This window comes from Streptomyces odontotermitis, assembly GCF_050510915.1.
Classification (GTDB): domain Bacteria; phylum Actinomycetota; class Actinomycetes; order Streptomycetales; family Streptomycetaceae; genus Streptomyces.
On sequence record NZ_JBNJLS010000001.1, the window covers coordinates 1,354,720 to 1,367,829 of the forward strand.

Sequence of the window (13,110 nt, forward strand, 5' to 3'; positions counted from 1 at the left end):
CGAACTGTCGGTTCAGCGGGCCGGTGCGAGCTGTCGGTTCAAGGGCTTGAAGGGCTCGTGCGTACGGGGAGTTCGGCGCGCCGCCGGATGCCGTGCAGCCAGTCCCGGCGGATGAGCCCACTGGGCAGCCGGATGAGCAGCCAGTAGCGGGCGAACGCGCGGCGGGCCCGCTCGTCGGTGCTGACCACACGGGTCTCGGTGGTCAACTCGCCTTTCTCGCAACGGAAGTTGAAGGCCACCTTGTAGTGGCCGGGCCGGTCGAAGGCGCGGAAGGACTCGCCGGGCGGCGCGGGCAGGGTGGCCGGACCCTTGGGGTCCTCGGTGGCCACCACCGCGCCGATCACCAACTCCCTTTCGTCACGGTGCAGTTCGGTGAAGCCTCCGCCCGTCATGGCGCCGAGGAACGGCTCCTCGGACTTGGTGCGCTTGGTGCCGAGGGAGCCGATCAGGAGCAGCGCGTGACAGAAGGGGACCTCCCGCCAGCGGGTCTCCTCGACGGCCCGCAGCACCCGCTCGCGGGGCGCCCGGACCGCCGTCGCGTGCCGCTCCCGGTGGTCCCAGTGCGGCAGCAGCCGGTCAAGTGCCGAGTCGGTCACGGACGTTCACCTCCTGGTGCGGCGCTGGAAGTCGAGGGCGAGCACGGTGAACAGGAGCCCGCCGAGCATCCAGTACGGCTCGTAGAGCAGCACGCTGAACCGGTCCTCGCCCGTGAGCGGCTCGTCCCGCTGCCCGGTGAGGTAGACGGCCAGGTCGACCATGGCGGGCGCCGCGTGGAAGACCATCAGGGCCGCGCAGCCCCAGGCCCCGGCGAGCACGAGGCGGCGCGGGAAGACCAGGCCCCAGGGCTGCACCAGGGCGAGCGCGAGGGCGGCGCCGCCGAGGTTCATCGGGATGGCGATCAAGTCGATGACGAACAGCGGGGTGTTGTCGACCAGGGACTCCCCCGGCGGCAGCCCGAAGGTGCCGCCGAGGGCCCAGTAGCAGTGGAACGCCGCGAACACGACCATCCACGCGCAGGCGAGGACGCCCGTGCGCCACGGCCAGGCCGCCGCGGCGGGATAGTTCTCCCGCGCGGCGTCGAGCCGCTCGGTCACAGTGGTCAGGACGGAGCGTGCGTGATCCATGGCGGTCCCATCGGGGTCAGCGAGCTTCATCAGGTCGACAAGTCCGACCCGTACCCCATCGGGCAGCCGTATACGACATTGCCGTCGCCCTCGACCTCGCTCGTCTCCTCGGCGGGCGGCGCGTGCACCTGGCTGCGGGCCTCGTGCAGGTCAGGGTAGAACCACTTGTCGAGCGTGGAGCGCAGGAACGCCGCACCCGCGCTGCCGCCGCTGCCCGGCCGGGTGCCGAGGGCCCGCACCACCAGCATCCAGTGCTGGTAGCGCCACTGGTGGAAGAGCGCGTCGTACTCGAGGAGGTCCTCGGCGGTGTCGCGCAGCTCCTCGTCGGGCTGGCCGGGCGCGAAGAGCTTCTCGGGGGTGAGGCCGCGCCGCTCCAGGACGCGGGTGAAGGCGTCGGCCACGTTGGGCTCCTGGAAGCGGCGCCGCAGCCGCTCCCGCTCCTCGTCCGTGGCGCCCGGCAGGTTCAGATAGCGGCGGTCCCGGAGCCCCGAGGCCATCTCCAGCTCGCGGAACTGCACCGACTGGAATCCGCTGGACTCCCCCAGGGCGCCCCGGAACTCGTTGAACCCGGCCGGGGTCATGGTGGTGAGGACGTCCAGGTGCCCGAGCCACAGGCCGGTCACCCGGGTGAGCCGGCGCAGCGACCAGCGGGCCCGCCCGAACATCTCCCGGTCGATGGCGGTGCGGATCAGCTCCAGCTCGTCGAGGGCGCAGGAGAACCACAGCTCGATGGCCTGGTGGGTGATGATGAACAGCTTCTCGTCATGGGCCTCGGTGCGCGGCCGCTGGAGCCGCAGCAGGTCGGCGACCTCCAGGTAGGAGCCGTACGACAGGGGTTCGTCGGCGTTCTCCTGCGCGTCGGCCGGGCCCGACGGGGGGTTGGGGGTGATGGGTTCGGCGATGGTGTCGGTCATGCGCGGCTGTCCCCTCGGTGTGCGCCGCTCAACGGGCGGCGGCGGTGCGGTACTTGCGGATGGCGAGCGGTGCGACGGTCGCGAGGATCAGCGCCATCCAGACCAGGCTGAGCGCGACGGGGTGGTCGTTCGGGAAGGAGTGCCCCGCGGCCGCGGTGGGGTTGCCCCACAGCTCGCGGCAGGCGCCGACGACGGAGCTGAGCGGATTCCACTCGGCGGCGACGGTCAGCCAGTGCGGCAGGCCGGTCAGCGGGATGAAGGCGTTGGACAGGAACATCACGGGCATCAGGAGCAGCGACGGCACCGACGAGGCGGTCGTCGGGTCGCCGAGCGAGAGCCCGATGAGCGCCCCGAGCCAGGCCACCGTGAAGCCGAAGAGCAGCAGGATCCCGAAGCCCGCGAGGACCTTCAGGGCGTTCTCGTGGGTGCGCCAGCCGATGCCGAGGCCGACCGCGGCCATGGCGACGCAGCCGATGGCGCGCAGCACGGTGTCGCCGACGGTGCGCCCGATCAGCACGGCCGCGCCCGACATGGGCAGCGAGCGGAACCGGTCGACGAGCCCGTTGCGCAGGTCCTCGACGGCGCCGACCGCGGTGCCGGGCACGGCGCTCAGGACGCCCTGGACGAAGATGCCCGCCATGATGAACTCTTCGTAGCCGCCGTTCGGCACCTCGATGACGCTGCCGAACAGGACGCCGAAGAGCAGCGCGAACACCATGGGGAGCACGACGGCGTTGACGAGGCGCCCGGGTGCGCGGCGCAGGTGGCGCAGATGCCGTTCGACGCAGATCACGCCGTCGGTGAGGGCGGCGCCGAAGCCGTCGCCGCGCAGCTGGTCCGGGCCGGTTGCGGGGCCGGTGAGCACGCTCATGCCGCGCTCCTTTCCGTCGTGCGCGTACGGGCGTCCGCGCCGGCTTCCAACGGGGCTTCCACCGGGGTTTCCGCCGTGGCGTCCGAACGCCCGGTGAGGCTGAGGAACACGTCGTCGAGGGACGGGCGGCGGACCGCGAAGTCGCTGACCGCGATGCCGCTCGCGCGCAGTGCGGCGGCCGCCTCCGCGATGTCGTCGAGCCCGGTGGCGAGCTGGACGCGCAGGACCCGCCCGTCCTCGTCGGCGACCGGTACGGCGCCCACGGCGCGGCTGAGCGCGGCGGCCGCGGCGGCGCGCTGCTCCGGGTCGGCGAGGCCCACTTCGAGGCGCTCCCCGCCGACCTTGCGCTTCAGCTCGTCCGAGGTGCCCTCGGCGATGACGCGGCCGGAGTCGATGACCACGTTGCGGTCGGCCAACTGGTCGGCCTCTTCGAGGTATTGGGTGGTGAGCAGGACGGTGACCCCGGCGGCGACCTGTTCGCGGATCATCGCCCACAGGTCGAGGCGGCTGGCCGGGTCGAGCCCGGTGGTGGGCTCGTCGAGGAAGAGCACGGACGGCCGGGCGACCAGGCTGACGGCGAGGTCGAGGCGGCGGCGCATGCCGCCCGAGTAGGTGCCCGCGGTGCGGCCCGCGGCGTCGGTGAGCCGGAAGCGCTCCAGGAGTTCGTCGGCCCGGCGCCGGGCGGCGGGCCTGCTGAGGCGCTGCAGCATGCCGACCATGCGGAGGTTCTCGGCGCCGGTGAGCTGCTCGTCGACGGCCGCGTACTGGCCGGTGAGCCCGATGGCGCGCTGCACCTCCTTGCGCTCGCGGACCACGTCGTACCCGGCGACCCGGGCCGAGCCCGCGTCGGGTTCCAGGAGGGTCGCGAGGATCCGTACGGTCGTGGTCTTGCCCGCGCCGTTGGGGCCGAGGACACCGAGCACGGTGCCGGCCGGGACGGCGAGGTCGACGCCGCGCAGGGCCTCGTGGTCCCCGTAGCGCTTGCGGAGTCCCTCCGCCTGGATTGCCAGCTCCACTGCTGTCTCCTCACTCACCGCGGACTCGGTCCGCGAGGGCCTGTTCTGCGTTCTTCCGCACGCGGTTCCTCAGGGCACGGCCGATCTCGGCGATCGGCCCGGGACCGGTCATCTCGTCGTGGGCGCAGGCGATCTCGTGGATCTCCAGGCGCCCCGCCACGTGGCGCCGCCAGGAGTCGACGCGCGGCGCGTCCTGGCCGCGGCCCTCGGTGGCGAAGAAGTACAGGACGTCGCCGCGGTGGACGCCGGGGCGCAGCACGTCGCCGACGGCCTGGTTGTTGGCGGCGACCCGCTCGATGGCCGCGACGTGCCGGGCCTCCAGGCCGGCCAGGGCGTGCTCGCCCTCGCTGAGCACCCCGGCCACGGCCGCGTGGTCGAGGGCGGCGCCGTCCGGCACCTCGTCGCCCGCGAGACCCGCGAGTCCGCGCAGGAAGTCGTCGCCGTGGTGCTCGACGTGCTTGCGCCCCTCCGGGTAGGCGTCGAGCAGCGCGAGCAGCGCCACCTCCTCGCCCGCCTCCTGGAGCCGGGTGGCCATCAGGTGCGCGACGAGGCCGCCGAAGGACCAGCCGAGCAGGTGGTACGGGCCGTGCGGCTGCACCGAGCGGATCTGCTCGATGTAGTCGTCGGCCATCTCCTCGGCGGTGTGCGGGAGTTGGCCGGTTCCGGTGAGCCCGCGCGCCTGGAGCGCGTACACGGGCCGCTCGCGCTCCAGGGCCGGGACGAGGCCGGAGTACACCCAGCCGACGCCGAGCCCGGGGTGGACGCAGAACAGCGGCGGCAGGCTGCCCTCGGCGCGCAGCGGAAGGAGCACCTCCAGGGCCGTGTCGATGGAGCCGGCCGAGTCGGTGCCGAGCCGGGGCGCGAGCCGGGCGACCGTGGGCGCCTCGAACATGGTGCGGATGGTGAGGGTGGTGCCGAGGGTCTCCCGGATGCGCCCGGCGAGCCGCATGATCAGCAGCGAGTGGCCGCCCAGGTCGAAGAAGTTGTCGTCGACGCCGACCCGGTCGACGCCGAGCACCTCGCCGAAGAGGCGGCACAGCAGTTCCTCGCGGACGGTGCGGGGCGCCCTGAACTCTCCCGTGGCGCTGAACTCCGGTGCGGGCAGAGCTCGTTGGTCGAGCTTGCCGTTGTGGGTGAGGGGCAGCGCGGCCAGGGTGACGAACGCGGCGGGCACCATGTAGTCGGGCACCGATCCGGCGAGGAGCGCGCGCAGTTCCTCGGCCGCGGGCACGGCGTCGCCGGTGACGTACGCGACGAGCCGCTGGTCCCCGGGGGTGTCCTCGCGCAGCACGACGGCGGCCCGGGTGACGCCCGGGTGCCGGGCGAGCACGGACTCGATCTCGCCGGTCTCGATGCGGAAGCCGCGCAGCTTGACCTGTCCGTCGGCCCGGCCCGCGTACACGAGCTGCCCCTCGGCGTTCCAGTGCGCGAGGTCCCCGGTGCGGTACATCCGTGCCCCGGCGGGGCCGAACGGGTCGGCGACGAAGCGCTCGGCGGTGAGCGCGGCGCGGCCCAGGTAGCCGCGGGCCAGGGAGGCGCCCGCGATGTAGAGCTCGCCGCGCACCCCGGCGGGGACGGGGCGCAGCCCGGCGTCCAGGACGTAGGCGCGGGTGTTGGCGAAGGGGCGGCCGATCGGGACGGGGCCGTCGGGGAGCCGGACGCCGGGTTCGACGCGGTACTGGGTGCAGTTGACGGTCGCCTCGGTCGGCCCGTACACGTTCACGACGGCCGTGCCGGGGTGGCGTGCGCGGAATCCGGCGAGCGCGTCGGCGGTCAGCGCCTCGCCGCCGACGAGGAGTTCGCCCGAGGGCGAGACCGTGCCGGGCAGCGCGGCGAGCAGCGGCAGATGGCTCGGGGTCGCCTTGAGGAAGGTGGTGTCCAAGCCGTCCGTGGTGCCCGCGCCGTCCGGCTCCTCGTCGAGCGCGGCCAGGTGCACCCGGCCGCCGGTGACGAGGGGCGTGTAGAGGGCGGTGACGGTCAGGTCGAAGGTGACCGGGGAGTGCAGCAGGGCGGTGCCGGCGGCGCTCGGGTAGGCGTGGGCCGTCCAGCTCAAGTAGTCGGCCACCGCGCGGTGTTCGACGACGACGCCCTTGGGGCGGCCGGTCGAGCCGGACGTGTAGATGACGTACGCGGGGTGGGCCGGGGCGAGCGGGGCGGACCGGTCGGCGTCGGTGAGGTCGCCCGCGCCGCGCGTCTCCAGGTCCCGCACGGTGTCCCGGGCGTCGAGGAGCAGCAGCGGCACCTGGGTGGCGGGCAGCCCGGTGGCGACGGTGCCCTCGCTGAGCAGCAGCACGGGCGCGGCGTCGGCGAGCACGAAGCGGGTGCGGTCGGCGGGGTGGTCCGGGTCGAGGGGCAGATAGGCGGCGCCGGACTTGAGGACCGCGAGCAGCGCCACGACCAGGTCGGCGGTGCGGGGCAGGGCGATCGCCACGACCCGCTCGGGAGCGGCGCCGTGCGCCACGAGGACCCGGGCGAGCCGGTTGGCGCGGGCGTTCAACTCCGCGTAGGACAGGGTCTCTTCGGCGGTGACGAGGGCGGTCGCGGACGGGGTCCTGGCGGCCTGTGCCTCGATGAGGGCGGGCACCAGGGCGGCGTCGTGGTCGGTGTCCGGGACGCGGGTGCCGCCGTCGCCCGCGGCGAGCAGTGCGGCGCGCTCCTCGGGGGCGAGCACGTCGAGGGTGGCGACGGGCGCGTCCGGCCGCGAAGTGGCCGCCGTGAGCAGCGTGTTGAGGCGCTGGACGAGGAGTTCGGCGGTGGAGCGGTCGAAGAGTTCGGTGTTGTACTGGAGCACGCCGTCGATCCCGGCCGGGGACCCGGCGGCGTCGAAGGTCTCCCCGAGGTGGGCCGCGAGGTCGAACTTGGCGACGCCGGTCTCCGCCGCGTACGGGCTGGTGGTGACCCCGTCGAGCGCGAAGGCGGCCTCGGCGTTGTTGTGGACCGAGAGGAGCACCTGGAACAGCGGGTGCCGGGCCAGCGAGCGGGCCGGGTTGAGGACCTCCACGAGCCGCTCGAAGGGCAGGTCCTGGTGGGCGTAGGCGGCCAGGTCGGCCTCCCGTACCCGGTCCACGAGCTCGCGGAAGGTGGGCGTGCCCGAGGTGTCGGTGCGCAGCACCAGGGTGTTGACGAAGAACCCGACGAGGTCGTCGAGGGCGTCGTCGGTGCGCCCGGCGATGGGTGTGCCGATGGGGATGTCGGTGCCCGCGCCGACGGCGCCGAGCGCGGCGGCGAGCCCGGCCTGGAGCACCATGAACATGCTGGCGCGGCCGTCGTGGGCGAGCCGGGCGAGGCGGCCGTGCAGCTGGGCGTCGAGGGTGAAGCGGACGCCGTCGCCGCGGTTGCCGAGGACGGTGGGCCGGGGCCGGTCCAGGGGCAGCGCCAGCTGGTCGGGCAGGCCCGCCAACGCGTCCTTCCAGTAGGCGAGTTGCCGGGCGGCGACGCTGCGCGGGTCGGCCTCGTCACCGAGAACCTTGCGCTGCCACAGCGCGTAGTCCGCGTACTGCACGGGCAGGGCGGGCAGGGCGGGGGCGGTGCCGGTGCGCCGGGCGGCGTAGGCGGTGGCGAAGTCGCGGGCGAGCGGCGCCATCGACCAGCCGTCGGTGGCGATGTGGTGCAGCACGAGGAGCAGTACGTGTTCCTCGGCGGCGGTGGTGAACAGGTGGGCGCGCAGCGGGACTTCGGTGGCGAGGTCGAAGCCGCGGGCGGCCTCGGCGCTCAGCAGGCCGGGGAGGGCGTCCTCCTGGGTGGTGGTGAAGGTGAAGCGGGGCAGGAGCGCCCGCTCGGCGGGCAGGACCTGCTGGCGCGGCTCTCCGCCCACGGCGGGGAAGACGGTGCGCAGGGTCTCGTGGCGCTCCAGGACGTCGGCGAGCGCGGCGTCCAGGGCCTGCTGGTCGACGGGGCCGTGCAGCCGGACGGCCAGGGGAATGTTGTACGTGGCGCTGGGCCCCTCCATGCGGCCCAGGAACCACAGCCGGTGCTGGGCGAACGACAGCGGCACCGCTTCGGGGCGTTCGGTGGCGCGCAGCGGCGGGCGGGCGCCCCCGGCGGCGGCGACCCGCTCGGCGAGCTCGGCGGGCGTGGGTGCCTCGAAGAGGGTGCGGATGGCGAGCTCCACACCGAGGTCGGAGCGGACCCGGGAGACCAGGCGGGTGGCGAGCAGCGAGTGGCCGCCGAGCGCGAAGAAGCTGTCGTCGACGCCGATCGCGTCGATGCCGAGGATCTCCGCGAAGAGCGCGCACAGCGCCTCCTCCTCGGGGGTGCCGGGCGCGCGGCCCGCCCCGGATCCGGCGAGCTCGGGCGCGGGCAGCGCCTTGCGGTCGACCTTGCCGTTGGGGGTGAGCGGGAACTCGTCGAGGACGACGGTCGCGGACGGCACCATGAACTCGGGCAGCACGGCGGCGATGTGGGCGCGCAGCGCCTCCGGGTCGGCCTGCGCCCCTTCGGCCTCGACAGCGTAGGCGACGACCCGCTTGTCGCCGGGCTCGTCCTCGCGCACGATCACCGCGGCGTGCCCGACGCTCTCGTGCGAGGCGAGCACCGACTCGATCTCGCCGAGCTCGATGCGGAAGCCCCGCACCTTGACCTGGTTGTCGGCGCGGCCCGCGAACTCCAGCTGTCCGTCGGCCCGCCACCGGCCGAGGTCGCCGGAGCGGTAGAGGCGGGTGCCGGGCGGACCGAAGGGGCTGGCGACGAAGCGTTCGGCGGTGAGCCCGGGGCGCTTGAGGTAGCCGCGGGCGAGGCCGGGCCCGGCGATGTACATCTCGCCGACGGCGCCGGGCGGCACCGGGCGCAGCCAGCGGTCGAGCACGTACACGCGGGAGTTGACGAAGGGCCGGCCGATGGGCGGGGTGCCGCCGATGCCGAGGGCGGCGCTCATGGTGGCGCCGACGGTGGTCTCGGTGGGTCCGTAGCCGTTGAGGAGGCGGCGGCCGGGGGCCCAGCGGGCGACGAGTTCGGGGGTGCAGGCGTCGCCGGTGGAGACCAGCGTCGCCCCGGCGAGCACGTCGGGCCCGGCGGGCAGCGAGGCGAGCGCGACCGGGGGCAGCGTGGCGTGGGTGACGCGGTGGCGGGCCACGAGCGTGGCCAGGGGGTCGCCGGGCATCAGCTCCTCGGCGGGGCCGAGGACGAGGGCGGCGCCGGAGAGCAGCCCCATGGAGATGTCCCAGAAGCCCGCGTCGAAGCTGACGGAGGCGAACTGCAGGACCCGGCTGCCGGGCCCGGCCTGCACCGCGTCGGCCTGGGTGGCGACGAGGCTCGCGAGGCCGCGGTGCGGGACCACGACGCCCTTGGGGCGGCCCGTCGAGCCGGAGGTGTAGATGATGTACATCGGGTGGTCGACGGTGAGCGGCGCGGTGCGCTCGTCGTCGGTGAGGTCCGCGGTGTCGTACGCGGACAGGGCGGCCGTCGTCGCGGGCGCGTCCAGGACGAGGCGGGGCACGTCGGTGGCGGCCTCGCCGAGGAGCCCGGCGGTGGTCTCGGTGGCGATCAGCAGGGCCGGACGGGCGTCGTCCACCATGAACGAGAGCCGGTCGACGGGGTAGTCGGGGTCCAGCGGCAGATATCCGGCGCCCGCCTTCAGGACGCCCCACAGCGCGACGACGAGGTCCACGGAGCGGGGCACCGACACGGCGACGAACTGCTCGGGGCCGACGCCGAGTTCGACGAGGTGCCGGGCCAACTGGCTGGCGCAGGCGTCGAGTTCGGCGTACGAGACGCAGGTGTCCTGGAAGAGCAGCGCGGGCGCGTCCGGGGCCTCGGTGACGCGGGCCCGGAACAGCTCGGGCAGGGTGGCGGGGGCGAGGTCGCGGGCGGAGTCGTTCCAGTCGGCCAGGAGGCGGCGGCGCTCGGCCGGGGAGAGCACGTCGAGGCGCCCCACCGGCTGCCCGGGGTCGGCGACGACAGCGGTGAGCAGCCGTACGAGCCGGTCGAGCACGGCCCCCGCCGCCTGCTCGTCGAAGAGGTCGGGCGCGTAGCACAGGCGCAGGTGCAGGTCGTCGCCCATGAGTCCGGCGGCGAGGTTGAGCGGGTAGTGGGCGCCGTCGCGGCCGTCGACCCCGCTGAACCGGACGCCGTCGACGACGAGTTCCTCGGTGGTCGGATCGACGGGGTAGTTCTGGTAGACGAGGGTGGTGTCGAAGAGCTCCTGGTGGCCGGAGAGCTGCTGCACGTCGGTGAGGCGCACGTGCTGGTGGGCGAGGAGCTCGGACTGCTCGGACTGGAGCCGGGTGAGGGCGTCCAGGAGGGACTCGTCGGGCCGGAACCGGACGCGCACCGGCAGGGTGTTGATGAAGAGGCCCACCATCGTGTCGACGCCCGGGATCTCCGGCGGCCGGCCGGAGACGATGGCGCCGAACACGACGTCGTCGCGCCCGGTCAGGCTGGACAGGAGCAGCCCCCACACGCCCTGCACCACGGTGTTGACGGTGAGGGAGCGGCCGCGCGCGAAGGCGAGCAGGCCCTGGGTGATCTCGGCGGGCACCTCGTGCCGCAGCCAGCCTGGTCGCACCAGTTCGCGGCCCCGGTGCACGGGCGCCACCAGCGTCGGCTCGTCGACGTCGGCGAGCGCGGAGCGCCAGGACTCGCGGGCGGCGTCCGCGTCCTGCCCGGCCAGCCAGGCCAGGTAGTCGCGGTAGGGGGTGACGGGGCGCAGGACGGCCGGGTCGCCCTTGCTGCCGTACAGCTCGAACAGCTCACGGACCAGGACCGGCACGGACCAGCCGTCCATCAGGATGTGGTGCTTGGTGAGCATCAGCCGGAAGCGGTCGGGGGCGAGCCGGAAGACGGTGAAGCGCAGCAGCGGCGGCCGGGTCAGGTCGAAGCCGCGGGCCCGGTCCTCGTCGGCGTGCCGGGCCAGTTCGGCCTGCTGCTTGTCCGCGTCGAGGGCGCTCAGGTCGATCTGCTCCCACGGCACCGGCACCCGGCTGTGCACCAGTTGCACGGGCTCGCTGGAGCGGTCGTGGCGGAAGCCGACGCGCAGGTTCGCGTGGCGCTGGAGCAGGGTGCGGGCGGCCCGGCGCAGCGCGCGGGCGTCCAGCGGGCCCTCCAGGTCGAGGAGGAGCTGGTGGACGTAGAGGTCGGGTCCGTCCTCGTCGTAGAGGGCCTGGAACAGCATGCCCTCCTGGAGCGGGGACAGCGGCAGGACGTCCTCGATCGCGGACTTGACGGGATTGCCGGGCTTACTGGACTTGTTCACCGGGTGCCTCCGTGGATGCCCCGGCCGCCGAGCCGGGAAGGAATCGGACTCCTGCGGAGTGGCGCAGGAACGGTGTTCCACCCCCCAGACGGATCACCGTCCGTGAGGCAGCTGGTACTATCAGCGACGTGCTGAGCGAGAACCAAGCCAGCACAGCAACTCCCTTGCTTGCGGTACCAAACCGGGCTGGTTCCAACCCGGCTGGTGTTGATCGTGTAAGAGCTGGTGGCCCGCTGGGCCGCAGCCAACGTGAGCCAGGAATCCCCGGCTTCAGCTGAGGGAGGGTTCAATTGGCCATCTCCCATTCGTCCGTGAAGTCGCCTGAGTCGTCGTCCTCGTCGTACTCGTCGTCCCAGTCGTCGACGGGGACGGCCGACTCGGCGTTGAAGGCGTCGAGTTCGTCCTGGCTGATCCGGACCAGCGAGAGGTCCGAGGGGGTGAGCCCGCCGATGCCGGCGTGCTCGGCGTGCGCGGCCAGGGCCCGCACGGCGCGCGAGAAGCAGTCGCTGAGCGCGCGCACGTCCTGTTCCCGCAGCAGGGTCTGCGGCCAGGACCAGACGAGCTGCAGGCGCGGCCCGTCGGGGTGGTCCTCGGTCATCGCGTTGACGCCGAGGGCGTGGGTGAGCGGGGTCTCCGGGTCGGGGCGGCCGCCGCCGAGGTCGGCGCCGCCGACCATGTCCGCGTCGACGACCGGCGTCCACGGCGCGGCCGTACTCCCGTCCGAACTCGCGGACCGGCCCAGGTAGTTGAAGCTGATCTGCGGCCCGGGGAGGTCCTTCAGGACGTCCCGGGTCTCGTGGTTGAGGTGGCGGAGCAGGCCGTAGCCGAGCCCGTGGTCGGGCAGGGCGCGCAGCTGCTCCTTGACGCGCTTGAGCGCCTCGCCGACGGCCGGTCCGCCCGCGGCGAGCGCGGCCGGGTCGTGGACGCCCGGGTCGAGCCGCACCGGGTGCAGGCTGGTGAACCAGCCGACGGTGCGGGACAGGTCGACGCCCTCGACGACGTCCTCGCGGCCGTGCCCCTCCAGGTCGACGAGGAGGGCCGTGCCGTCGGCGTCCTCGTCCTCGTCCTCGTCGTCCAGGTCGATGTCGCCGCGCGCGGTCCGCCAGTCGGTGACGGCGAGGGCGAGCGCGGTCAGCAGGACGTCGCCCGCGCCCGCGTGGTAGGCGGCGGGCAGCGTGGTGAGCAGCGGCGTCATCTGCTCGGCGCCCTCGCTGGTGGTCAGGAACCGCATGGTCGCGAACACGTCCTGGCCGGGGTCGAGGGGCCGGTCGCCGAGCAGCGCGTCCGGCTCCTCCAACATCTCTTCCCACAGCGGGAGTTCGGCGGTCCGCTCGGGCTTGTGGGCGAGCTCCACGAGGTGCTCGGCCCAGCGCCGGAACGAGGTGCCGGTCTCCTGGAGCGAGGGTTCCAGGCCGACGGCGATGGCCTCGCAGGCGGCCGCCAGGTCCGGTACGAGGACCTGCCAGGACACGTTGTCGACGACCAGGTGGTGGGCGACGAGCAGCAGCCGCCCCGCGGCGCCGGGCCCGGCGTCGAACCACACGGCCTGGAGCATCACCCCGGCGTCCGGGTCGATGCGGCCCCAGGCTGCCTCGCTCTCCGTGGAGGTGAGCGCCCGCAGCGCCGCCGCGTCGAGCCCGGCCGCGTCGACCCGGCGCACCCGCGTAGCGGCGTCGACGGTGCCGCGTTCGGGCACGTCGAGCCGCCACCGCCCGGTGTCCCGGGTCAGCCGGGCGCGCAGCGCGTCGTGGTGGTCGAGGACCACGCCGAGGGCGCCGGCGAGCCGCTCCTCGGTGAGTCCGGCCGGGGCCTGCAGCAGCATCGACTGGTTGAACCGGCCGATGGGACCGCCGCGTTCGCGCAGCCAGTGAATGGTCGGGGTGAGCTGCACCTCGCCGATGCCGAGGTCGGGGCCCTCGCTGACGACCGAGTCGAGGCTGGTCGCAACGGCGGCGAGAGCGGCCACCGTGCGGCGGTCGAAGACCTGGCGGGGCGT

Annotated in this window: 7 protein-coding genes; all 7 read right to left on the minus strand. The window is 74.0% G+C overall.

What is annotated here, in order from left to right; genetic code table 11:
* Window positions 1-38: 38 nt before the first annotated feature.
* Window positions 39-596: a hypothetical protein gene (locus ACQB60_RS06100; RefSeq protein ID WP_496924734.1), complete on the minus strand. Its 558-nt coding sequence runs from the start codon at window positions 594-596 to the stop codon at window positions 39-41.
* Between the two features lie 6 nt (window positions 597-602).
* Window positions 603-1,124 (minus strand): DUF3995 domain-containing protein, encoded by a 522-nt coding sequence (locus ACQB60_RS06105; RefSeq protein WP_496924735.1) that lies wholly within the window; start codon window positions 1,122-1,124, stop codon window positions 603-605.
* A 29-nt stretch (window positions 1,125-1,153) separates the two neighbouring features.
* The gene (locus ACQB60_RS06110; RefSeq protein WP_496924736.1) at window positions 1,154-2,038 is read right to left on the minus strand and encodes a tryptophan 2,3-dioxygenase family protein; all 885 of its coding nucleotides are present in this window, start codon (window positions 2,036-2,038) and stop codon (window positions 1,154-1,156) included.
* 28 nt (window positions 2,039-2,066) lie between these two features.
* Window positions 2,067-2,909, minus strand: a complete 843-nt coding sequence (locus tag ACQB60_RS06115; protein WP_496924737.1) for an ABC transporter permease — start codon at window positions 2,907-2,909, stop codon at window positions 2,067-2,069.
* On the minus strand, window positions 2,906-3,925 hold the full coding sequence (locus tag ACQB60_RS06120; RefSeq protein ID WP_496924738.1) for an ATP-binding cassette domain-containing protein: 1,020 nt from the start codon (window positions 3,923-3,925) through the stop codon (window positions 2,906-2,908). The genes ACQB60_RS06115 and ACQB60_RS06120 overlap by 4 nt, the downstream gene beginning before the upstream one ends.
* Before the next feature lie 10 nt (window positions 3,926-3,935).
* Window positions 3,936-11,114: an amino acid adenylation domain-containing protein gene (locus ACQB60_RS06125; RefSeq protein WP_496924739.1), complete on the minus strand. Its 7,179-nt coding sequence runs from the start codon at window positions 11,112-11,114 to the stop codon at window positions 3,936-3,938.
* 286 nt (window positions 11,115-11,400) lie between these two features.
* Window positions 11,401-13,110 (minus strand): condensation domain-containing protein (locus tag ACQB60_RS06130; protein ID WP_496924740.1); only part of this gene is annotated, 1,710 nt, incomplete at its 5' end.

Bases quoted from the DNA above. Each gene is read 5' to 3' on its own strand.
- ACQB60_RS06105 (WP_496924735.1), bottom strand. From the start codon at position 1,124: ATGGATCACGCACGCTCCGTCCTGACCACTGTGACCGAGCGGCTCGAC.
- ACQB60_RS06110 (WP_496924736.1), bottom strand. From the start codon at position 2,038: ATGACCGACACCATCGCCGAACCCATCACCCCCAACCCCCCGTCGGGC.
- ACQB60_RS06115 (WP_496924737.1), bottom strand. From the start codon at position 2,909: ATGAGCGTGCTCACCGGCCCCGCAACCGGCCCGGACCAGCTGCGCGGC.